Source organism: Myxococcus sp. CA005, assembly GCF_006518205.1.
Classification (GTDB): Bacteria; Myxococcota; Myxococcia; order Myxococcales; family Myxococcaceae; genus Myxococcus; species Myxococcus xanthus.
Window position 1 is genome coordinate 1 of sequence record NZ_SRLV01000058.1, and the last position, 24,219, is coordinate 24,219.

General features: G+C 68.5%; 9 protein-coding genes, 1 tRNA gene and 1 pseudogene. 3 read left to right on the forward strand and 8 right to left on the reverse strand.

Annotated elements, in window-relative coordinates; all coding sequences use genetic code 11:
• Positions 1–125 precede the first annotated feature (125 nt).
• Positions 126–1,079, forward strand: a pseudogene (locus FMQ63_RS23870) (tyrosine-type recombinase/integrase); the annotation flags it as partial.
• A gap of 16 nt (positions 1,080–1,095) precedes the next feature.
• Here FMQ63_RS23870 and FMQ63_RS23875 read toward each other — a convergent pair.
• A tRNA-Leu gene (locus tag FMQ63_RS23875) sits at positions 1,096–1,181 on the reverse strand.
• 311 nt (positions 1,182–1,492) lie between these two features.
• On the opposite strand from FMQ63_RS23875, the gene ffh reads away from it, so the two are divergent.
• Together ffh and FMQ63_RS23885 are read left to right on the forward strand one after the other, a co-directional pair.
• Complete coding sequence (gene ffh, locus FMQ63_RS23880; protein WP_011554838.1) at positions 1,493–3,139, forward strand: signal recognition particle protein; 1,647 nt, start codon at positions 1,493–1,495, stop codon at positions 3,137–3,139.
• A gap of 247 nt (positions 3,140–3,386) precedes the next feature.
• On the forward strand, positions 3,387–4,739 hold the full coding sequence (locus tag FMQ63_RS23885) for an Ig-like domain-containing protein (protein WP_011554840.1): 1,353 nt from the start codon (positions 3,387–3,389) through the stop codon (positions 4,737–4,739).
• Between the two features lie 59 nt (positions 4,740–4,798).
• On the opposite strand, the gene FMQ63_RS23890 is transcribed toward FMQ63_RS23885, so the two are convergent.
• The 7 genes from FMQ63_RS23890 to FMQ63_RS37545 all read right to left on the reverse strand — a co-directional run bounded on the left by FMQ63_RS23890 (position 4,799) and on the right by FMQ63_RS37545 (position 24,206).
• Positions 4,799–5,968 carry a TIGR04552 family protein gene (locus FMQ63_RS23890; protein WP_011554841.1) on the reverse strand — a complete coding sequence of 390 codons (1,170 nt, stop codon included), beginning with the start codon at positions 5,966–5,968 and terminating at the stop codon, positions 4,799–4,801.
• Between the two features lie 38 nt (positions 5,969–6,006).
• Positions 6,007–6,489: a toxin-antitoxin system YwqK family antitoxin gene (locus FMQ63_RS23895; protein ID WP_011554843.1), complete on the reverse strand. Its 483-nt coding sequence runs from the start codon at positions 6,487–6,489 to the stop codon at positions 6,007–6,009.
• 145 nt (positions 6,490–6,634) lie between these two features.
• Entirely contained in the window at positions 6,635–7,531 is an 897-nt protein-coding gene (locus FMQ63_RS23900; RefSeq protein ID WP_225909370.1) for a hypothetical protein, read from the reverse strand.
• Between the two features lie 239 nt (positions 7,532–7,770).
• Positions 7,771–9,795 carry an adventurous gliding motility protein GltJ gene (gltJ, locus tag FMQ63_RS23905; protein ID WP_011554846.1) on the reverse strand — a complete coding sequence of 675 codons (2,025 nt, stop codon included), beginning with the start codon at positions 9,793–9,795 and terminating at the stop codon, positions 7,771–7,773.
• A gap of 133 nt (positions 9,796–9,928) precedes the next feature.
• Positions 9,929–22,210, reverse strand: a complete 12,282-nt coding sequence (locus FMQ63_RS23910) for a tetratricopeptide repeat protein (protein WP_020480789.1) — start codon at positions 22,208–22,210, stop codon at positions 9,929–9,931.
• Positions 22,211–22,338: 128 nt separating this feature from the next.
• Positions 22,339–24,033 (reverse strand): DEAD/DEAH box helicase, encoded by a 1,695-nt coding sequence (locus tag FMQ63_RS23915; RefSeq protein WP_171452318.1) that lies wholly within the window; start codon positions 24,031–24,033, stop codon positions 22,339–22,341.
• Positions 24,000–24,206: a hypothetical protein gene (locus FMQ63_RS37545; protein WP_171452319.1), complete on the reverse strand. Its 207-nt coding sequence runs from the start codon at positions 24,204–24,206 to the stop codon at positions 24,000–24,002. Before FMQ63_RS37545 ends, FMQ63_RS23915 begins: the two co-directional genes overlap by 34 nt.
• Between the last annotated feature and the right edge of the window lie 13 nt (positions 24,207–24,219).

Here is a 24,219-nt window from a genome sequence, read left to right on the forward strand (position 1 = left end):
AGCGGCCGGCTTTCAACAGCTCGACGACCCGCTCACGGAACTCCGGCGGGTATGGGGGACGTGACTTCGGCATCGTGGGACCCTTTTCGCACAGCGGGTGGAACTCCACGAAACCGGGGCAACTTCACAACAAGCACTCAAGCGTCGACAGCAAACGACAGATTCTCAGAGATCATATCCTCCCATTCTTCGGGAAGGTGGCGCTCGCGAACATCGGCTTGGCCGAAATCGAAGACTTCAAGGCGCACATGCGCAAGAAGAAGTCGGCAGCTCACAAGCGGAAGGACTCCGCGTCAAAGCGAGCCATCCGGAAGCGGCAGCGTAGCGAGCCCAAGCCCCTGAGCCTGAAGACCATCAACAACGTGCTGACCGTGCTTCACAAGCTCCTGACGCTCGCAGAAGAGCATGGGGTCATCCGGCAGGCGCCGCGCGTAAAGCCCTTTGGGAAGCTACCGAAGCCTCCCTTCGACTTCCTGAGCTTTGAGGAAGCGGATCAGCTTCTCGCCGTCGCTGAGCCCGAATGGCGCACGTTGCTGCGCGTCGCCATCAAGACGGGGCTTCGGCAGGGGGAGCTGATCGGGCTCCGGTGGCACGACCTGACCCTGACGCGGGGCCTGCTTCACGTTCGCAGGACCATTTGGCGCGGGATAGAGGGTTTGCCGAAGGGTGGGCGTGAACGGACGGTCGACTTGCCCGCCTCCGTGGTTGATGCGCTCAACGCCCACCGGCACCGTCGGGGGCGGTTCGTCTTCTGTCAGGAGGACGGGCAGCCACTCACCAAGGGCAAGATGGCGGCACCGCTGGGTCGCGCCCTCCGGGCGGCGGGCATCACCCGCGAAGTGGGGCAAATCGGCTGGCACGACCTGCGCCATACCTACGGCAGCCATCTCGCGATGAGGGGTATCCCGCTGAAGGTGATTCAGGAGCTGATAGGGCACGCGACCATCGAGATGACGAATCGCTACGCCCACCTGAGCCCCGACACTCGGAGAGAGGCAGTCGCCGTTTTGGACCGGCCTCTCGCTCTGCCGTGCGACATACGTGCAACATGGAAGGAGGCCGCTCCTAACCGCACGTAATCACTGAACAGTTCAATGCACGAGCCGGGGATCGAACCCGGACGGCCCTTACGGGCCAGCGGATTTTAAGTCCGCTGCGTCTGCCAGTTCCGCCACTCGTGCCTTGCTGCGGGCAGCACCCTACAGGGCCTGTCCTACCTCCGGCAAAGGCCTCGTGCAGCCTCAGGCGCTCTTCCTTCTCCGCTGGGGCTCCAGGCAGGCCTGAGCGCCTCATTTCGCGCCCGGCGATGCCTCGTGGCCCGCGCCGGGGTGCCCAGGGATGCGCCAACCCCTCAAGAGCGTTGAAGAATCCAGGGCCCCGGGTCGGATTCGCCGCCAGGGAGGCCGGTTTCGGGCCCCCTTCTCTTCACAGTTCGACGGCCGGGTGTGCTCCACCGTCGCATCTCGCCTGACCCTGTTATAAAGCGCCCCCCATGCTCGAGACCGTAACCAAGGGCTTCCGCGCCGCCAAGAACCGCCTCGCCGGCAAGAGCGAGCTCACCCCGGAGCTGGTCGACGAGTCGCTGCGCGACATCCGCGTCTCCCTGCTCGAGGCTGACGTCGCCTTCGACGTCGTGAAGAAGTTTGTCGCCCGCGTCCGCGAGAAGTCCGTGGGCGAGTTGGTGCAGACGACCATCACCGACACGGCTGGCCAGAAGCGCAAGGTCAGCCCGATGGACCACTTCATCAAGATCTGCCACGACGAGCTGGAGGCCCTCATGGGGCCCGTCGACACCAGCTTGAAGCTGAAGCCCAAGGGCCAGCTGTCCGGCATCATGATGGTGGGCCTCCAGGGCTCCGGTAAGACGACCACGACCGGAAAGCTCGCCAGCCGGCTCCTCCAGGAAGGGCGCAAGCCCCTGCTCGTCGCAGCCGACATCTACCGCCCCGCCGCCGTGGATCAACTCAAGGTCCTGGGCGAGCGGCTCAAGGTCCCCGTCTACCACGAGCCCGGCATCCAGCCGCCCGAGCTCGCCAAGCGGGGCTACGCCGCCGCGCGCGAGCAGAAGTGCGACGTGGTGCTCATCGACACCGCCGGCCGGCTCGCCATCGACGAGTCCCTGATGGCCGAACTGGAGTCCATCAAGGGCAACGTCCAGCCGGACAACATCCTGCTGGTGTGCGACGCGATGATTGGTCAGGACGCCGTGCGCACGGCGGCGGAGTTCGACCGGCGGCTGACGCTGGACGGATTCATCCTCACCAAGCTGGACGGTGACGCCCGCGGCGGCGCCGCGCTGTCCATCAAGGAAGTCACGGGCAAGCCCATCAAGTTCCTCGGCATGGGCGAGTCCATGGACAAGCTGGAGGAGTTCCGCCCAGCCGGCCTCGCGGGCCGCATCCTCGGGTTCGGCGACATCGTCGGCCTGATGAAGGACTTCGAGAAGGTCGTCGACGAGAAGAAGGCCGAGGAGGATGCCAAGAAGCTCCTGTCCGGCCAGTTCACGATGAAGGACTTCGTCGAGCAGATCCGCATGGTCCGGAAGATGGGACCGCTCAAGGACCTGCTGGAGAAGTTCCCCCTCTTCGGCGACCTCACCGAGCACCTCAATCCGGACGAGAAGGAACTCACGAAGATCGAGTCGATGTACGACTCGATGACGGCGAAGGAGCGCCTGCGGCCAGATACCGTCAACAACAGCCGCATCAACCGCATCGCCAAGGGCAGCGGCCGCAAGGTCGAAGAGGTCAAGGAGCTGCTCCAGAAGTTCGGAATGATGCAGCAGGTAATGGGCACCATCGGCCAGAATCCGGGCCTCTTGGGCCGCATCCCCGGCTTCAAGCAGCTGGGTCAGCTGTCGCAGATGAAGAACATGGACCTCTCCAGCATGTTCGGCGGCGACCCGAAGATGATGGAGAAGATGATGAGCGGCGGCATGCCCGGCATGGGCATGCCCATGCAGCTGCCGCAGATTGCACCCGGCTACACGCCGCCCATGGGCCAGGCCGCCATGGCCAAGGCCCGGTTGATGGGCTACGCGCCGCCCTCCGCCGCAGGCAAGAGCGAGGACCGCGACGCCATCAAGGAGCGCCGCAAGCGGGAGAAGGAGAACAAGAAGAAGAACCGGAAGAAGAAGTAGGCCGCTCGCGGCCCCGGTGCCCACGCCCGCCTCCCCGCATCCGTGCTGGGAGGGCGGGCGTTCGTGTTTTTAGAGGGAGCTGTCCAGAAGGTGAGACGCCCGTCTCAACTGGTCCACGGTCAGCGTGGACGCCTGCGGTGGCTTGCCCTCGTCTCGTAGGAAGAGGCAGAAGAGACGTGGCCGCCGCACATCTCGGCCAGCATTCCGAGCGACCATGCCCGGAACAGTTCTTGCGATGAGCAACAGCATGCACTACCGACGACGCTTCTTTTCCCTGTTGTTCGTCTTCTCCACAGCGACGGCCTGCATCAACGTTCCGGAGGTTGAACCGCTCCCGAACGGGCCCGAAGCGGATGCCGGCACACAGCCCGACGCAGGCTCCGAGGAGCCGCGAACGCTGACCTTGCTCAATACCCTGCCAGCAGGTGGGTCGACGCAAGTCCCCATCGACACCCAATTCGTCCTGACGTTTTCGAGTCCCATCGAAGAGGACTCGCTGAACGTGACGATTCAACCCCAAGTGACGCTGGCCCGCACCGAATGGGCCCATCAGGGAGCAACGGCCATCGTGCATCCAGCGGCAGCATTGGCTGAGAACACGACCTATACAGTCACCGTGAATGCAGAGAACGGCGCTGGCCAATCATTGACAGGAACGCGCTCGTTCACATTCACGACGACGGGCCCAGCCCCCGACACCACTGCGCCTACCCTCCTCAACACGACGCCGGGACAGGCCGCCATCGGCGTAGCTCGAGACACAGTCATCGAGGTTCTCTTTTCAGAACCCATGGACAAGAATTCCGTCCAGGCGGCGTTCGCCATCACCTCGCCTGCGGGACTCAACTCAGGGAGCTTCTCGTGGAACGAGGCAGAGACGGTGATGACCTACACGTCACCTGCAAGCGCTGCATATGGCGCCACCATTGCTTGGCAGATCTCCACCTTTGCCAAGGACAAAAATGGGAATGCGTTACAGGATCTCGCCAAACAGGAATTCCGCATCGTCCGCCAGGCTACGATGACCATGCCACTCATCTACTCGGCAAGCGGAACCATCACAGCAGGGTCATCCGTACGCCACTACCGGTCCTACAACACGTACGAACTTGAGCGCATCGGCGATAATGGTGCCCAACAGGGCAGTCGGCTGTTCCTTGCATTCAAGCTCGACACATTGCCTTTGGACACCATCCGAATCAATCGAGCGACCGTCAGGTGGTGGTTGTCACTTCGACTGGGCAATCCCTTCGAAAAGCTTGGGCCCCTCCTGTTGGAACCCGTAGACGTGGGTGAATCGCTCCCCCAATCGCATGCAGAAGAGACCGAGAACCCAGTACTCACCGCAGCCTACACCGCCCGCCCCCTTGCCCCGGGCTTCACCATCGCCGAGGCAGACACGGGAACCCCAGGGCAGTTCGACGTAACGTCGTACGTGACCACGAACTGGTCACGCCGGGACGAAGCAAACTACAGGTCCCAGTTCCGCATCCGGTTCACCTCGGAAACAGATAACGACAGAGACACTGACGAACTGCGTTCAAGCCCAACTACACATCCTACGCTGGCCGATCTTGAAGTCATTTACGAGTATCCTTGACATAGATCGCGAGGCGAACCATTGGCGCTCGGTTCGCCTCCCAGTTCCTGGAGGAACTCTTATTCTTGTCGCTTGGGCACAACGAGTCCCTGGCTCAGACGCTTCAACACTCGCTGTTTCTGGCGCCGTTTGTAGGCCTCGTGCGCATTGTCTCCACGCTCATTAAGTCGCGCGGTTTCTTCATCGACAATCTGGAATTCGACAAGCGAGATGATGATTCTCCCCTTTCGCTGCCGGGTGTCTTCTTCCGGAGTGGGCAGATAGGCATCCATTCGCATGGGGAGGTCTACCACGAAGTTGAGCGCGCGGTAGGTATTGCCCGAAAAAGTGTTCCCCCCAGTGTTCTCTCGATCTTCGTAGTCACGATCCAGATGGAGTCGTGGGATGTACTGCTCGAAGTGAGGGTTCTCAGCGAGCACAGCCTTGAACGGCATCAGCGTGTTTTCAGTTTGCCCCGGGACAACCAAGTGAAAGGGGAAGAGGCGCTGGGAGAGGTAGTAGAGAACCGGCAGCAAGTCCTCCCGCCTCTTGGTCACCACCCGGAACCGGGTCCTGTCGTAGACTTGGGCGGCAACGGTCTCCTTCTTCGCCAGCAACTTGGTGACAAGCGAGTCCTGGGTCTTGATGGAGTGCGCGAACTCCGCAATGGGCAGCCCTTTGGACTGCATCTCGGCGGCAACTCCCATCACCCGCTCCATGATGAGTTCTGCCAACTCCGCCTCTGACACAGGTAGCCGGAAGAGCAGGTCTCGCCCTTCAATGTGCTGAATGACGTGCATCACCTTCAGAACGACACACGCAATCCGTCGGTGACGGGGCGCCCCCTTGACACCAGACGCGTAGAGGAACAAGTCATGGATTTCCTCTGGCCTCGCCACCGCATCTGCGACGCGGTAGTTGAACGTCTTCCGAAGGTACTCAACAGCTTCAGCCAAGACGGCACGTGCCCACTCATCATCGTAGGGACGAGACACATCCAACTGGAGCAACCTGAGGAAGTTGTCCACCTCCCCACGGGACTGGAAGTGCATTCGCCGCCAGTCGATTACCGACCCTCCGCGGAGAATCAACCGGATACGCTCCAGTTCACGCAGCCCCATCCGACCCACCGTGCAGATGGGGATGTCCGGCAAAACAGGTATAAGCGAAGGCACCTTCACACTTGAGCTTCCTAGCCGAGCCCACTCGGATGGGGAAGTCTTCTCAAACGAACGAGGGCCCTCCCCCATCGGGAGAGGACCCTCATTACGACCAAACGGCCAACCAGCTACTGGGCAGCAACCTCGCGGTTGTTTTCGTACCGGACTTGGCTCAATACCCGGCCGTCTTCAGCGAGATCCTTGACCACGCCATTTTTACGGCCGTTCTTGTACTCCTCGATTCTCTGGGGCTTGCCGCTGGGGAAGTACATGACGCGCTGGCCATGCCAGCCGCCATCCTTGAACTCCGCAGTGCCGCGCTTGTTGCCTGACGCATCGTAGAAGGTCCAGGTGCCAACCTTGAGACCGTTCTCGAACTGCCCCTGTGCCGCCTTCACGCCATTCGGATGGTACTCAACGTACGCACCGTGTGAGGTGCGGGCGCCTGCCTTCGTGCCGGACTTCACACACGACAAGCCCTCCTCCTTGGAACCGAGCTGAACCGTGCCCTCCGCGCAGTTCAGCCGCTCCGAAGCGCCTTCAGCCATTGCCGCCGGAGCAACCAGGGTCAGACCGAGGGTCAGCGTTCGCATCAGCTTGGTAGACAGCATCGATTCTCCTTTTCAAGACGCCGGGATTTCCGCGGCATGAATGGGACGCATAGGCCCGGCCGAAATTCAGCGTACCTCTCGTCGGAATGAGCGAGCCCCGCCCCTACAACCGGAGCGGGGCTCGATGACTCACCTGCTCAATCGATTACTGGTAGTTCGACTGATGGCAGACGAAGTTGCCGTCGCTGAAGTAGAAGCCAGCCGAGTTGGTGGTGCTAGTCGCGGCGACGCAGAGGTTGACGATGATCTCCGCGTTGCTGCGGTTGGCGCCAGTGACAATGTAGTTGCCCTCCGAGCGGCTGATGGACGCGTTGAGACGACCACCGTCCGTCTGGACGTAGAAGAAGCGGCTCAGCTCCGTGGAGGTGTCCGGGAACGGCGTGTTGGAGTACGCGTTGATGCGGATGCGCAGACGCTTGGGCAGGTTAGCAGGACAGAACGCAGTGTCCGTCGTCGCATTGACGAAGCCCACCTTGTAGATGATCGGGCCCGTGGTGCCGAGGTCCGCCTTGTTCGGGAAGTCCTTGTAGTTCTGGCACGTCGGCGCGGGCGGCGCGGAGCAGGTGCCACTGGAGCAGATCTGGCCGTAAGCGCAGGTGGACAGGCCCTCGCCGGTGCAGCTCGCGGGCCCGGTGTCACCCTCTTCGCACTGGCCGGTGCTGACATTACAGGTCCGGTCGCCGGTGCACTCAGTGTCGGACGTGCAGGCCGTCACGCAGACGTTGTCCAGGTTGGAGCAGACCAGGCCCGTGGACTCAGAGTCCGTGCCACCGTTGCAGAGCACGTCCGTGGAGCACTGGCAGATGCTCGTGGTCGACGTGCCGCCCAGCGGGGCGCAGGTCTTCGCCGTGGAGGGGCAGTCCGAACCAGAGTTACAGGTCTGCACGCAGACTTGGGCGGTCGGGTGACAGATCTCCGACTCGCCGCACTCGTCGTTGCTGGTGCACGCGCCCGGGGACGTTGAGTCGTCACCGCAACCAGCCATGAGACCGCTCATCGCGCCAAGCGCAGTGAGCACCAACATCATCTTGCGAAGCTGCATGTTGAGATTTCCTCTTGTTTGGAACGCCGCCCGGGGGGCCTCCGGCCACTGACTACAGGCCCCAACAACCATGCGAGCAAGTGAGGCTTAGTCCCGCCCGTCCAGACGTGTCAACGAGTGTCGACGCCACCTGGACGGCTGCTCGGCCACGAAATTCACCCTTCGCGCAAGCAGACAGCGGGAGCGGAGGCCATCGCGACGTTCATGTCGCGATAGCCTCAGTGGACGCTCCCCACCGCTCAGAAGGTGAACGGGAAGTCGATGGGCTCGCCCTGCCGCTTGTGACGCGGGAAGGACCAGCTCTTGATGAGCCCGGAAATGCAGCTCGCCATGTAGGTGGTGCGGAACTCATCCGTGCGGCACGACACCGCGCTCGTCTTGCCACTCGTCTGGATGGTCCAGCGCATCACCAGCTTGCCGCTCAACGACGGATCCTTCTTCTTCTGCTCGTTGACGCACTTGATGATGGCCGGCTTGTTGGCCAGCACCACCGCCATGATGTCCGACTGCTGCAGCCGGTCCGGAACCCCGCCCCCAGGCTCAGGAGGGACGTAGGCCGTCGGACGCGCCGACGACGGCTTCGCCTCCGGCGCCGACTTCTTCGTGCCGAAGAGCTCGTCGAAGTCATCATCCGAATCGCTCGACGAGGGCCGCTCCGCACGCGCCGGCGCGGACGCGCGCGGCTCCGAGTCCTCCCGGCGCGACGACGACGAGGTGCGTCGATTGGTGGGCCGCTCGGCCTTCGCCACCGCCGTCTCCGCGGGCTTCGGCGTTTCAACCGGAGGCGGCGTCGGCGTGGCCACGGGCGCCGCCGCGACGGCCGTGGGCGGCGTCTCCGGCGGAGGCGTGTTCACCGGCGCCGCAGCGACCTCCGTGGGCGGGGGCGGAGGCGCCGTCGCGGAATTCACGGGTGGCTGAGCGGCCGCCACGGGAGCCGTGTTCGCCTGAGGAGGCGGAGGGCTGCTGGGTGTCGGCGACGGCGTGGCCACGGGCGTCGCCGCGACGACCGGGGGATTCGCCTGTGCCGCGTCCGCGCCAGACCCGCCCTTCAGGAAGAGCGCCGCGGCGCCACCTCCGACCAGGAGCAGCCCCGCGGCAATGCCAACGAAGAGCCCCGTCTTGCCCTTGCCCCCACCCTGCGGCGGATAGGGAGCCGGGTAGCTCGGCTGCGGCGGGTACGGCGCGGGCATGGGCTGCGCATACTGCGGCCCCGGCTGATGCCCATACGGCATGGGCGCCGGCTGCGGATACTGCTGCATGGGCTGCTGCCCATACGGCATGGGCGAGGCCATGGGTTGCGCCATCGGCACTTCCGCGCCCCGCAGAGACGGCGAGGACACCGGCTCCGGCGGCGGCATGGGCACGTCCAGCAGTCGCGACTGCGACACTGGCTCCCGGCCCAGCGCGGGCGCGGGCGTCGGAGGCGGCTTCGACAGCGCGTCGTTCTCTTCCTTCACCAGCGAGGCCAGCACGCTGGCCGCGGACGGCTTCCAGCCCACGGCCTCCTCGGAAGCGCCCGCGGGCCCGGAATCACCACGCGCCCCCTTGCCCGCGCTGAAGGCGGACTGCACGGGGCCCGAGGACACCGCGGGCGTCGAGCCGGACACAGGCTCTGGCGCGACGATGACGGGCTTGGAGGGCCGCGGCGCCAACACCGACGCCAGCTCCGCCGTCTCCGACAACGGAATCCAATCACTGAAGCCCGAGCGCCAGCAGAGGCTGTCCGGGCCCACCTCGCCGCGGTCCCACAGGTCCTTGACCTTCTCGACGTTGAAGGGGCCGACCTGCTTCTCGTCGATGGCCACGTACCACTCGTGCGCCGCCGCGTTGGCCTTGGCTTCTTCCTTGTCCGGCTCGGCCTCCGCTTCGGCCAGCTTGCGCACGTTCTCCGCGGACGCTTCGCGCGCGGCGGCTTCGTTCGCGGCCTCGGTGGGAATCTTCTGCGTGCCGGAACTCAGCACCTGGTCGAAGACGGCGCCAATCTCGTCCTCTTCCACGTCGGTGAAGAGACCGCCTTCGGGCGGCGTGCCCAGCGTCGCCGGCATCGTGGCGGCGGACGCGTCACTCCCCTTGCCCACGTCAGTCGAGGCGGAAGCCTCGGAGGTCGAAGACTCAGACGCGGAGTCCTTCGCGGCCGTCGCGCCAGCGGGACGCACGGTGATGGTGTGGCCGCACTTCTTGCAACGAACCTTGACCCCTTTGGGGCCAATCTTGTCGTCGCTGATCATGTACTGCGCGCGGCAGCTGTCGCAGACGAAACGCATCGTTCCCGTAAGCCTCGGAAATGACGGGAGAAATCCCGCCTGAATCGTAGAAGTGGCAGACGGAGGGGTCAAGGTTCGGAGCCAAGTCCGCCCGCCTGCCTTTTAACGTACGACCCCACGTCGGGGTCTGTCCCTACCTGCGCACCTGTACCTCCACGTGCGTACCCACGGCGACGCGCAGCTCGTGCAGGTCCTCGGAGGTGGCGAACACCAACAGTTCTCGCAGCTTGTTACGCACCGGGACGCGGAAGGCGGAGCCCGTCTCGCCCTGCACCATGCGGCGCACCGGCTCCATCTCTCCCGCAGCGAGCAGACCCGCCCGCGCCGCGGTGAGCTCCGCGCCCTCCAGGTACTGCCGCACTGCCTGCGGCGTCGCGGTGGGCAACCAGGCACGCGCCGCCTTCGCCAGCACCGCGCGGTCCGGCTCGTTGAGGCTCCGCTCCAGCAGCCGACGCTCCGGCTCCACCAGGTGCTGCGCTTCCGCGATGCGCACGTTGCCCACAACGAGGCTCAGCGCCGCCTGGAGGATGGCCTCCAGCCGCTCGGGGGCCACGCGCTGGCTGAAGGCCAGCTCGGAGCGCGCCAGCGCCAGGGTGCGGCCCAGGAGGTAATAGACCTCCTTCTGGCCCTGCTCCGCGAAGTACTTGCCGCCCACGCGCAGCGAGGCCGGGTGCGTCTGGAGCAACTCCACGTTGATGAGCGGCTCGGGCGCCGGCTCGTTGGAGCGCTTCGCCATCCGCTCGCGCGTCGCCACGAGGAAGGGCGAATACAGCTCCACCGCCTCCATGCCCAGCACGCGCGCCACGTACCGATAGTGGTGGACGTGGTACTCGGGCGCACTGGCCACGTCGATGCGGTGGCGCTTGGGCACCAGTTGGTACTGCTGGGACGGCACCGCGTACAGGTGCCCCACCTTCGCGAAGAGGAGGCCCAGCAGCTCCGCTAGCGGGCCGCGCGCCTTCGGATGGAACAGGTGGTTGTGCCACAGCTGGTCGTTCAGCGGACGCGGCTCCACCTTCTCCTTGTTCTTCGCGTAGGGCCCCAACTTGGTGAGGATCTCCTGCTCGTCCTCCCCTGCCTCGCCCAGCAGACCGGACACCGCCTGCGCGGCGAGCCAGGCGCCATCGTAGTTCTTGCGCAGCGCGGACAAACGCACCAGCGCGCCCACCACCTTGCGCGGGTCCGTCGTGTTCGGCAGCGCGCGGCGGAGCGCGGCGATGGCCTCGTCCTCCCGGCCCGGCATCTGTCCGGCGAGGTCCGCGAAGGCCTCCTGCACCGCCGCGTCTTCGGGCAGGCCCTTGGCGGCCACGCCGTACGCGGCCACCGCGCCTTCCGGGTGCTTCAGCACCTGGAGGTACAGGTCGCCGAGCGCGCGCCACAGCGCCATGCGCGCCACGTGCGTCTCCGGCGTCTTGGGCAGCCGGCCCAGCATCTTCGTGTAGTTCTCCTCCAGTTGCTTCCACTGGCGCGCCGCGCCGAGCATCGCCTCCAGCGCGCTGAAGGCCTCCACGAAGCGCGGGTCCAGGTCCAGGGCGGCGTTGAAGGCCTCGGTGGCGCCCTCCACGTCCTTCAGGTCATCGCGGCGCAGCTCGCCCAGCGCGAACCAGACGCGCTTGGCCTTGTGCGGCTCCAGGCCCAGCGCGGGGAGCGCCAACATGCGCGCCAGCACGTCCGCCGCCTTCTGGCCCTGACGCGTCTCGCGCAGCAGGACGTAGAGCTGGTCCATCACCTCCGGCGCGTCCGGCTGGGACTTGAGCGCGTTGGTGAAGGCGTCAATGGCCATGTACGGGTCGTGCAGCTCGTCACGCGCGATGCGGCCCAGCTCCAGGCACACCTTCGCGCGGGCCTCGCCCTCCAGCACACCCACCAACTGCTGCCGCAGCTCGGCGGACTTCTCGTACTGGCCCTGCTTCTCCAGGAGCGCCACCAACGCGCGCAGCGTCGGCTCGTGGCCCGGATCGATGGCCAGCGCCTTCTCGAAGTGGTTCTGCGCGCGGTCCGTCTGGTTCAGCGCGGCGTGGATGTCGCCGAGCTGCCAGTACACCTCCACCACCTCCAGGTCCGTCAGCTCCTCGCGGTGGTGGATGAGGATGGTCTGGAAGACCTTGAGCGCGCCTTCGTAGCGGCGCGTCTGCACCAGCAGGTTGCCGTAGCCCTCCAGCGCGGGCAGGTACGTCGCGTCCAGCTCGTAGGCCTTCTCGTAGCAGCCCAGCGCCTTGTCACGCTTGCCCAGCTTCTCCGCCACGTAGCCCAGGCGGTAGAGCTGACGGCAGAGGTCCGCGGCGGAGACGGAGTCCTTGTCCGCCACCGCCATCTCCGCCATCTTCCGCGTGACGATGTCCAGCATCCGCTCGCCGGAGGCCCAGTCCTCATGCGCGATGTACACGTCCGACAGCGGGCGCGCGGCCTCCAGGCTGTCCGGGATGTGCTTCAGCGCTTCCTGCCAGTAGCCGGTGGCGGTGTCCCGGTCCTCGCGCGTCTCCGCGTGGTAGCGCGCGACGTCCAGCAACGCGCGGCCCTTGGCGGCCGGGTCCTCGGTCTGCTCCGCCTCCTGACGCAGGGTCTGCTCGTAGCCGCTCCAGTCCTTCTCCTGCTCCTGGATGCCCTTGAGGGCGCGGATGCTGGGCAGGTGGCCGGGGTCCACCGCGAGCGCCTGCTGATAGGCGGTCCGGGCGCTGCCCGTGTCCATCAGCATGTCCTCGTTGATCTTGCCCAGGCGGTAGTACAGCTCCACCGCGTCCTTTGACTGCCCGGCGAGCTCCGCCTCCTTCGACAGCATCTCCAGCGCGAAGGGCCAGTTGCCGCTGCGCTCGTACATCGTGCCCAGCGCGTGCAACGCCGGACGGCACTCAGCGTCCACCGCGAGCGCCGCGTGGTAGTTGTTCACCGCGCGGTCCAGCGCCTTGAGCTGCTGGTACTGGACGTTGCCGATGTCCACGTAGAGCTCGGCCTGCTCCTGCGGGCTGACGGCCAGCGCGAGCTGCCGCTCGTACGCCGCGATGAGGTCCTCCCACCGCGCCTGCGCCCGGCGCAGCCGGATGAGCGTCTTGATGGCCTGGACGTTCTGCGGATCGATGGCGAGCACGCTCTCCACGCAGACGTCCGCGTTCGCCGGGTTCTGGTACTTGTCCTCCCAGATGGTCGCGCTGCGGAAGAGGACGCGAATCTTCTCGCGCCAGTCCTCGCTCAGCTCCAACATCCGCTCGTAGATGGCGAGCAGGTCCGCCGGGTGGTCCAACCGCGTGTGGAGCCGCTCCAGCGAGTCCAGCGCCTCGCGGTTGACGGGGTCCAGCTCCAGCGCCTGCCGGTACGCGGCCACCGCCGACTCGTCGTCGCCGATGTCACGCTCGTAGACGCCCGCCACCTCCACCTGGATGCGCGCGCGCTCCTCGATGCTGTCCGCCAGGTCCCTGGCCCGAAGCAGCGTGGACGCGACGTCCGGCCACGACCGCTGACGACGGTACAGCGCGGTGAGCACGCCGAGCGTCTCCGCGTCGGGCTCGAGCTCCAACGCACGCAGCAGCGCGCTGGCGGACTCGACGGGGTCCTCCAACTGCTCGTCCCAGACGCGGGCAATCTCGCGGAGGATGCCCTTGCGCTGCTCGATGGAGCCGGCGGCCTCCAGCTTCTGCTCCAGCGCCACCACGTACTCACGCTGACGGCCACGCCGCTGGAACACCGCGGCGAGCCCATCCAGCGCGGTGGCGTTGGTCGGGTCGAACTCGAGAATCTTCCGGAACGCCGCTTCCGCCGCCTGCGGGTCATCCAGGTGCGTGTCGTGGACACGCGCCAGCGTCGCGTAGAGCCGCTCGGCCAGTGCGCCACGCGGCAGCTCGTCGGCGACCTCCTCGTAGACGGCGGCCAGCTCCTCGTGGCTGCCCGTCTCGTCGGCCAGCCGCTCCACCTCCTCGCGCAGCGTGTCGTCCGACGCGTCCAACTGGAGCGCACGGCACAGCGCCAGGAAGGCCACGTCCTTCTGTCCCAGCCGCGCTTCCTGCACCCGGGCCAGCTCGCGCAGCGCGGCCAGCTTCTCCTCGTCCGTGACGAGGTGGGGCATGTAGCGGTCCATCACCTGGGCGTACGCACGCCAGTCGTTGTGCGTCCGGTACAGGTCGCACGCGCGCTCGTAGGCGGTGCGGTTGGCGGGGTCCAGCTCGAGCACCTTCTCCAGCGCGCCCGAGGACAGCTCGGGCTTGCCGCCCTGCCCCACCCACAGGTCCGCCACCGCGAAGTAAGCAGCGACAGCCTGCTCACGCTCCTCCGTCAGGAGGTGCACCTGCACCTTCAACTCCAGCGCGCGCACCGCGTCGTTCCACGCACGCAATGAGACGAAGAGCTCGTGCACGCGGTCCAGCTCGGGAACCTGGTGCGGCTCCACTTCCAGCGCGCGCCGGGCGGCGTCCAGGGACTCCTCGCGGCGGCCCATGCCGGCCAGGACTTCCGCCAGGCGCAGACGCAGCGCCTTCACGCCGTCACTGCTCTCCTGAAGAGGAATCAGCCGGCGCAGCACGCCCACCAACTCTTCACGCTGGCCCGTCTCGTCGTACAGCTCGCGCAGCGTGTCGAGCACGCCACGGTGACGTGCATCCCGGTCCAGCGCGGCCTTGAAGTACGGCACGGCCTGTTCCGGCTGCTTCAGCAGGCGGTACACGACGCGGCCCAGGCGCTCATTGAGCCGCACGACCTCGCGGGGGTCCAGCGTCACCGCCAGCCGGCCCTCCAGCAGCTCACGCAGGTCCTGCGGCCGGTCGGCGCGCTCGTAGAGAGACTCCAGCGCGGAGAAAGCCTGCTCGTTGCGCGCGTTCTTCGCCAGCAGCTCGCGGTACAGGTCGATGGACCCGCCCAGGTCCGCCAGTCCTTCGGCGGAGACCTGCGCCATCTTCGCCAGCACGCGGTCGCGCTCGGCGCCAGACACCTTCTCCGCCTGGAGCTTCAGGATGCCGTAGAGCTTCTCCGACGCGCCCGCCGACTCGTAGATGCCCTCCAACAGCCGCGCCGACGCGAGGTGCTCCGGGTCCAACGCCAGGATGCCTTCGTAGGCACCCGCCGCGCGGTCCGGGCTGTCCAGCCGCTCCTGGTAGAGCTGGCCCAGGCGGAACAAGTAGCCCACCCGGTCCGAGGGCTCCGTCACGCCAGCGACCAGTGCCTCCAAGATGCCCGCCAGCTCCGGCCAGGCCTCCAGTTGGAGGTACAGCCTGTCCAACGCCACCAGCGACGGCTCCTGCACCGTGGGGTGCAGCGTGCGCGCACGCTCGTAGTAGGAGATGGCGCGGTCCGAGTCGCGCAGCTTCGTCTCCAGCATCTGTCCCAACCGGAGGCAGACCTGCGCGGCATCCGCGGCCTCGGCCACGCGCGGCAGAGCCTCCTCGTACGCGGCCAGCAGCTCGTCATAGCTGGCGGACGCATCTGCCGCGTTCTCCAACCGAGCACGGACGGCGGCGTCGTTCGGGTCTTCCTTGAAGGCGCGGAAGAGGGCCAGGAAGGCCAGCTCCGACTCCTCCTGGGACTCCCGCAGCGTGGCCAGCTCGCCCAGGAGCGCCTTGCGCTCGAATGCGTCGCCCGACACGCCCACGCGCGTCTCGATGACCTGCGCCAGGCGCGTGATGTCGCCGCTGATGCGAAGGGCACGCAGCAACGTCTCCACCGCGAGCAGGTTCTGCGGCTCGCGGGCCACCAGCGCCTCCATGCGGCCCACCGCGCCCGCATGGTTGGCCTGCACGGACAGCACCTCGCCGTACAGCGCCAGCGCGCCTGTGCGGTCCAGCAGCCGCGACTCGCGCACGATGGCCAGACGGAACTTCAGTTCCAGTCCCTCCTCCGCGGAAATCAGCGCGATGCGGCGAGCCAGTGCGTCCGCCAGCTCCGGCCAACGCTCCTGCTTCTGGCAGAGCGCCTCCATGCGCTCCAGCGTGGGCAGGTCGTCCGGCTTGAGTTCCAGCAGGCGCCGGAAGGTGGCCAGCGCGCCCAGCGCATCATTGAGCTGCTCCTCCTGCAGCGTGCCCATCTGGAAGAGCACCGTGGCGCGACGCGCCGGGTCCTCCGCCACCGCGAGCTGCCGGCGCAGCACCTCCAGCAGCTCCGTAGGCTTGCCCTGCGACGCCACCAGCCGCACCGTGCCATCCAGCGCTTCGGTGTCCGTGGGCCGCAGCTCCAGCACGCGCTTCCACGACACCAGCGCCTCGGAGGGCTCGCCCAGGTCCGTCTGGATGCGGGCCAGCGCGCGGTACAGCTCGGCGCGTGACGCATCCCCTGCCTTGCCCACCACCTCCGTCAGGATGGCGGCCAGTTCCTCGGGCGCCTCGGCCTTGTCCACCAGCGCGACGCACAGCTCCAACGAACGCAGATCATCTGGCAGCTCGCGCAGCGCGCGCGTGGCGGCCAGGAAGCCCATCTCCGCGTTCTCCAGCGAGCCGGCGTAGATTTCCGCGATGCGGCGCAGCAGCGCTGCGCGCTCCTGCGGCACGGCCTCCGCCGAGGCACGGGACTCCAGCATCTCCACCTGCTTCAGGTGGTTGCCCACCGAGGCGAAGACGGGCTCCAGCGCGCTGGCCGCGGCGCCACGCAGCGGGCTCTCCGAGCGCGCCATCTCCTCCAGCGCGCCCACCGCACCGGCATGCCCCGCCCGGCGCTCCAGCACGGCCTGGTACAGCTCCAGTGCGCCGCGCGGGTCGTCCAGACGCGACACCTTCAGCCGGCCCAAGCGCACTCGAAGGTCGGACGCCTCTTCCTGGGCGCCACGCTCGTCCGCGAGCTGGATTTCCCGCTCGATGTGCTGCGCCAGCTCCGGCCAGCGCTCCATCTCCGCGAGCACCCGCCCCAGCAGCTTCAGCGCGTTGGCGTTCTCCGGCCGCAGTCCGAGGATTTCCCGGTACGACTGCGCCGCCAGCGACTTGTCCGCCAGCGTCTCCTCGGCCAGGTGCGCCAGCTCGAAGAGCAGGTTCACCTGCGAGGACGCGTTCGCCTCGGCCGCCACCTGACGGCGCATGACGAGCGCCAGCTCGCGGTGCGCGCCCGTGCGGCGGTGGACCCGGGCGATGGCGTCCAACACCGACTTGTTCTTCGGGTCCCTGCGCGACATCTCCTCCATCGCACGGACGGCCAGGTCATAACGCTTGAGGCGGTTGTCGTAGATGCCCGCCAGGCGCCGCCACAAGTCACCGGCGAGCGGATCCTGCGCGCCGAGCTCCAGCTGGTCTTCGTAGGCCGCCGCCACCTCCTCGAACGCACCGGAGTCGGCCGCGAGCCGCTCCAGTTCGTCGCGCACCGCGGCTTCCTGCGGCGCCTCGTTGAAGGCGCGCAGGCGTGCGACGAAGGCGAGCGACGTCTGCCCCAGCGCCTCGCGCAGGGTGGCGATCTCCTGGAGGTGCTCCAGCCGCCGCTCGGGCGCCACGCCCGGCAGCAGCACCTCGAGCACGTCCACCAGCTTCCGGGTGTCGTTGACGCCCCGGTAGACAGGCTCCAGCAGGCGCGCCGCTTCGGAGCGAGGCGCCTCGTGCGCCATCAGCCGCTCCAGGCCCGCCACCACCTGTCCGTCTCCAGGCGCCAGCTCCAGCAGACGCCGGTACACCGGCAGCGACTCCGCCGGCCCCACCTCCTTCTCCAGGAGCTGGGCGCGCTTCAGCAGCCAGTTGCGCCGTGCGCCTTCATCCGCGGCGCCATCCGCGAGCTGGTCCAGCACGTCCGCCTGCTCCACGAAGCGCCGGGACTTCGCGTAGAGCTTTTCCAGCGCGAGCAGGCCCTCGGGCACCTTCCGGAGCGCCAGCGCGGAGCGATACGTCTCGATGGCCTTCGCGTCTTCACCCGCGTTCGCGTACGCCTCGCCCGCCTTGAGGAGCAGCCCCACGCGCTCCTCCGGGTCGGTGGCGAGCTGCGCCTGACGCGTGTAGACCTCCGACAGGCTCTTGGCGTTCTCCCCCTTCTCGTACAGACGGGAGAGGGCCTCCAGCGCCTGCCGGTCCTGAGGCGCGTCCGCCAGCAGGCTCTTCCACAGCCGCGCAGCCTCTTCGGGCTGGTCCAACGACTCGCGCAGCTCCGCCGAGCGCCGCAGCAGCTCCAGCGCCGCGGGGTCCCCCGCGTTCAGCTCCGTCGCCGCCGTCTCGTAGATTTCGGCCAGCACCTCGTGAGAGCCCGTCTCGCGCGCCAGCCGCTCCAGGTCCGGCTGCACGCCTTCCCGGTCCAGCCCCTGCGCGAAGGACTTCACCGCGGACATGAACGCCAGCGAGGGCTGGAGCATGTCGCGCTCGTAGATGCGGCGAACCTCTCCCGAGAGGAGGATCTTCTCCACGGTGAGCGCGGAAGTCATCCGCGCTTCACGCAGCGCCACACGGCGGGCGTGGTCGCCCACCTGCACCAGCACCGGGTCGAGCACATCCAGCGCCGCGCCGCTCGCGGGCACTGCTGCCTTCACCCAGGCCTCGAGCGCCGCGCGCGCACCTGGATGGCCCGAATCCTCGGCCAGGATCTTCCGGTAGAGGCCCAGCGCCGCGTTCGGGTCATCCAGGACCGTGCGCTGGAGTTCCGCCAGACGGAAGGAGACTTCACGCCCCTGCGGGCTCTGCCCTTCCTGGTTGCGGCGCAGCGCCAGCGCCCAGGCCAGGTCGGCGTGACGGCCACTCTCGGTGTAGAGCCGGTCCAGGGTCGCCGCGGCTTCACGGCTCGCCGGGTCGCGCTCCGCGATGACGCGCCAGGCGTCCGCGGCGCTCTCCTTGTCCATCAATTTCGTCTCGTGCAGCAGCGCCGCCTCGCGCAAGAATGCCAGCTGCTCGGCGGGCTCCGGCGATGCCGCGGCCAGCTTCTCCAGCACCTCGGCGAGCGCCGCCCATTCCTCCCCCGCGCGATGCAAGCGCTGAAGGGCGCGCAGGCAGTCCAGGTTGCCCGGCTCGATGGCCAGCAGGTCGCGCAGCGCCTTCACCGCGCCGGCCTTGTCGTCCAGCTTCTTCTCCTGCACCTCGGCCAGCTCGCGCAGCAGCGCCAGTCGCGCGGAGCCGACGTCCCCTTCCTCCGCCAGCTCCGCGATGATTTCCGCGTAGCTGTCCAGCGAGTCCGCGTCCTCCGCCGCCTGCCGCGCCGACGAGCGCAGCCCCGCGTCACCGGGCGCCAGGCGCAGTGCGCGCGCCAGCGCCGCGAAGGCCAGCTCCGGCTGCCGCAGGTGCGTCAGGTGCACCTGCGCCGCGTGTCGCAGTGCCTGCACTCGCGCGGCGTCGTCCTTCGCCACTTCCGCCAGAACATCCAACGTGGCCACCAGCTTGCGGTGGTCCTTGGTGCGCTCGAAGGCAGGCACCAGCACACGCGCAGCGGCCTCGCGCGCCGAGCCCGAGGCGAGCATGGCCTCCAGTGCCGCCAGCGCATCCGGGTCCGTGGGGCGCTGGAGCAGGATGTCCGCGAAGCTCTGCACCGCCTCCGCGCTGCCATCCTGCGACTCCTGCAGCAGGTGCGCACGGCGCAGCTTCAGTCGCGCCACTCTGTCCGCGTCACCCGCGGACTCGGCCAGCGCAATCATCCGCGCCAGCGTGTCTCCCAGCTCGCGCGTCCGGCCCGCCTTCTCGTACAGCTCCGCCAGACGCGGCAGATGCCGGCCTTCCTCGGCGCCGTGCGAAAGCGCGGACTGCAGCGCCTCGGCCGCCTGCGCATCGCGTCCCAGCTCCGAGTTGAGGTCCACCAACTGAAGCAGCAGCTCCAACCGCTCCTGCCCACGCGCGCCCTGGATGCGCTTGCGCAGCAGTCCTTCCGCGTCCGCGGACCGACCCGCGCGCCCGTACAGACGCACCAGCCGCTGCAGCACCGCGTTCGACTCGGGCGCACGGGTCACCGCCGCTTCCAGCGCCGCGATGGCCTCCGCGGCGAGCGCGCCCTCTTCCGCCAGGCTCGCGGCCTCGAGCAGCAACGGCACGGCCACCGCGGGGTCCTCGGACTCGGAGGCCAGCGTGCGCAGCACACGCCCCAGCTCCGCGTGCGCGGACAAGTCCCTGGCCAGCCTCAGCGCCTCCGCGCGGGTGCCCTCGTCCTTCGCGTCCTCGCGCAGCGCGCGCACCTGGACGTCGAAGGCCGCGCGGCTGTCCGCGAGCTGCTTCTCATGGATGCTGGCCAGCAACGAGAACAGGCGCTTGCGGGCCGTGGGCTCCGTCGTCACCTCCAACTGCTGCTGGAGCGCCGCCACCTGCCGCTGGTGGTCGCCGCTGCGGCCGTAGTGCGCCGCCAGCGCCTCTGTCACCTCCGCCGTGCGAATGCCCGCCGCCGCCAGCCGCTCCAGTCCGCCCACCACCACGCCGGTGGAGACGTTCTCGGAGAGCAGGCCGAGGAACAGGTCCGTCGCGTCCTCCTGACGCCCCAACCGCTCGGCGTACAGCTTCGCCTGGCGCGCCGTCCACTCGTTGCGCTCCAGCTGCGTCTCCGCCAGGCCCGCCAACCGTCCCGCGAGCGCCGCTGCCTCGTCGAACTTCGACAAGGCCACGCACAGCGCCTGCAGTCGCTGCACGCCCGCCGCATCCTCTGGCGCGAGCTGCACCAACTGACGCGCCAATGGCTCCAGGTCCTCGGGCGCCGCGCCGGCTGCCTCGCGCCGGGCCACGTCCGCCTCCAGCCGCGCCTTCGGGTCGTCCGCGAGCGCCGCGGCCGCCTGCAGCGACTTCACCGCCTCCACGGCGGCCGCGTCACCCGGCGCGCGTGCCAGCACTTCCCGCCATGCGGCCTCCGCGCGCGACGGGTCCGCCAGGGGGCCCTGGAGCAACTGGGCCAACTGCCGCCAGATCGTTGCCGCCACCTCCGCCACCGGCGCCGCTTCCGCCGCGCGTTGCAGGGCTAGCGCCAGCGCGGGCTGCACCTGGGCCTTCTCCGCGTGCTCCACCACCGTGCCCAACAGCAGCGGACGGCCCGGATCCAGCTCCAGGGCGCGCGACAGCACCTCGAAGGCCCCGCGCGCGTCGTCCTTCTCCTCGAACATCAGCGCGAGCGCTTCGCAGAAGGCCACCCGCTCCGGGCGCGGACGTGGCGCCAGCAGGGCCAGGTCCAGCAGCGGCACCACGGCTTCCAGCTCGTCGTCCTCGGCCAACAGCCGCGCCAGTTGGAAGGCCGCCAACGCCTGCGTGGGGTCCAGCTTCAGCGCCGCTTCCAGGTGCTCACGCGCGGCGTCCGCGTCCTTGAGCTGCGTCAGGAACAGGTCCGCCAGCCGCAGCCGCATGCCCGCCTGGGTGGAGCGGTCCTTCACCGTGCCCAGATAGCGCTCCAGCACCGCGACGGCTTCCGGAGCCCGGCCCTTCTCCAGGAGCTGCTCGGCCGCCAGGCTGGCCGCGTCCGCGCGGGACGGGTCCGCCGCCACGGCCTTCTCGAAGGCCGCCAGCGCGCCGTCCGCGTCGTTCATCCGGCCAAGGCGCAGCGTGCCCACGCGCAGCCACAGGTCCACCTGCGCGGTGCGGTCCTTCACCTCGCCCGCCATCGCCTCGATCTGCTCGATCGCCGGCGCGAAATCACCGCCCGAGCGCAGCGTCAGCTTCTCGATGAGCGACAGGCCTTCGGGCATGCCCGGCCACAGCAGGAAGCAGCGGTCCAGCGCCTCCTTCACCTTCGCAGCCGCGCCCGGGTCGTACCAGGCGAAGAGCTTCGCCACGAGCAGCGACAGGCGCGCAGCGCTCTTCCTGTCGCGCTCCTCCAGCGACATGCTGCGCAGCATCCGCACGCGGTCACGCCACGTCTGCTCGAAGCGCTGCAACGCGCGCGCGGTCTTCTCCAGCCGCGCGTTCTGCGGCTCCAACGCCTGGGCGACATCCACCACCCGCTGCGCCAGTTCATGCTCGGTGGGGTCGTCCACCAGCCGCTCGGCGAGCGCGGCGTACTCCTCCGCCATGCCCGCGTCCCCCAGCGCCGCGCGCTCGCGTTCCAAGGCCTCGAAGGCCGGCTGGAAGCGCTCTTCCGACAACAGCAACTGACGCACGCGCCGGAAGGTGGCGCGGTCCGGCTTCGCGCGCGCCGCACGCTGCAGGCACAGCACCGCGCGGTCGCGCCGGAACAACTTCTGCTCGTAGACGTCGGCCGCCTTCAGGTAGTGGCCCGCGCACTCCTCGCCCTGCGTGACGCCGCCCAACCGCTCCAGGACGTCCGCCAGCGCGGCGCCATCCTGCCGCGACTCGTGCAGCCGCTTCAGGCCTCGGAGCGCGGGGAGCGGATCCTTCGCCACCAGCAACGCGCGCTTGAGCAGTTCCTCCGCGCGCTGCGTGTTGCGCTGCCGATCATGCGCGAGCTCCGCGGCGCGGCACAGCAGGCGCACCGCTTCATCGGAGACGACATCGCGCGAGCGCCCCTCGTAGAGGCGAATCAATTCCTCGACACGGCCGGCCTTGTCGAGTGCCGCTTCGGTTTCGACGAAGGTGCGGTCATCGGACACGCGCAGCGTGGGACGCGACGAGGGCGTGGGCTGTTGCATGGAGGGGCGGGCCTTGGAATGGAAAGAAAAAGCAGCGAGGGCGCCAGAGACCGGAACTCTACCGGTCGCCAGCGCCCCCGAGCAATCCTGCAAAACCCGCCAAACGGCGGGAATCATTGGCCTTCTTGCTACCCGGCCGAGGGGGCATCAGGCGGCGTCTCGCCACCTTCGCCACCCTCGCTTCCGTCCGCCGCATCCGCCGCGGGGGCCTGGGCAGGTGCGGTCGTCTCCGGAAGCGCCTTCGCACGCTCCACACCCGCGCTGTCGTTCAGCTGAGTGTAGAGGGCAATGGCCTTGTCACGCTGCTGCAGCTCCTCCGCGAGCTGAGCGGCGCGAGGCAGGTTGCCAAGCTTCTCGTGGAGCGGGAGCGCCTTGTCCTTGCGGCCAGCGCCCTCCCACGCCTCGGCGGCGGCGGCGAGGTCACCCAGCAGCTCCAGCCACCGGGCGCGGCCGGCCGGCTTCTGCTCCTGCTCGGCCCGGGCCAGCTCCTTCTGCGCCAGCTCCTTCGCCTCGTCGTCCAGCTTCAGACGCTGCATGAAGTGGAAGGCCTTGGGCGGAGGCAGCGGGCTGAGGACCTCCACCGCCTCGCGGCGCTGGCCCACGGCCGCCAACAGGGTGGCGGCACCAAGCCGATCACCCCGCTCCACCAGGCTCTTCACCTCGAGCCCACGGATGCGGTTGGCGCTGGCGATGTCCCGGGCGCGCTCGTACGACTTGCGCGCCAGGGTGAGCTTCCCGGAACGCTCGTAGGCGAGCGCCGCCTGGTCGAACTGACGGGCGCGCTCATAGAGGCGGGCCACGTTCTCGAAGTCACCCTTGCCGACGAAGTGCTCCATGAGGAGTTCGTAGGCGCCGGCCTTCTCCAGCGTGGGCGCGAGCTGATCCGGCGGCAGCGTCCCCACCAGACGGCGGGCCGTGTCGTTGTCGCTCCCGGCCAGGGCGTTGCGCAGGGCGCTCTTGAGGTCGCCACCCGCCTCGAAGAGGCGAGCCGCCTCCGCGAAGGAGTTGTTGCGCTCGTGCAGCCGGCCCGCGTCGCGGGTACGGCCCATGGTCTCGAGCTGCTTCGCCTGCTCGTCCCAGGTGCCCGTCAGCTCCGGCAGCGGACGCTCGCCACGCTCCGGGCGCTCGGCACGCTCCGGACGCTCACCCCGGGCAGGACGCTCGCGGCGCTCCGGACGCTCACGACGCTCACCCGAAGCGGCACGCTCACCGCGCTCGGGCCGAGGGCCACGCTCACGGCGCTCCCCGCGCTCGGGACGCTCACGGCGCTCCTCGGAGCGAGGCGCCGCGACGGGCTCCTCGGCCTCGGGACCGGGCTGACGGCCGCTGGCCGCGAAGGCCGCCTCCGCGCGCTCGGCATCACCCGCGGCACGCCAGGCCTGACCGACGAGGAAGATGACGTCCGTCCACGCATCGAACTTCTCTCGCGCCGCGTCCACGGCGGGAGCAGCGGCCTCGGCGGGCGCGGCGGCCTCACCCTCGGCGGCGGCAGGTGCCTCGGCGGGCGCCCCACCCTCGGCGAGAGCCTCACCCTCGGTGGGCGCGGCGGCCTCCACCGGGGCCGGCGCCTCGGAGGGAGCAGCGGCCTCCGCGGCGGCGGGCGCCTCGGGCGCGGCCGGCTTCGGCTGACGCTGCACGCGCAGCAGCGTGGTGATGAGGCGGCCACGCGTGTTCAGGTCCAGGTCGTCCAGCGACTTCAGCCGCATAGGCCGAAGCGAGCGGACAATGGCCTGCAGCGGCGCCTTCTCCGCCCCGAAATCCGTCTTGGAGAGCGCCTTCTCCAGGATGCTCAGCTCGGAGATGACGCGCTGGCCAGGGCCCACGGGGCCCTCTTCGCGATCACGCCCGCGGCCACGGCCATCTCCACGCCCACGGCCGTCACCGCGTCCGGGCCCGCCACGGCCACCAAAACCACCCGGTCCGTCACGGCGAGGACCTTGGCCCGGTGCACCCCCGTCACGACCACGCCCACCCGGGCGCGGCCCACCGCTTCCATTCTCCTGAGGCAC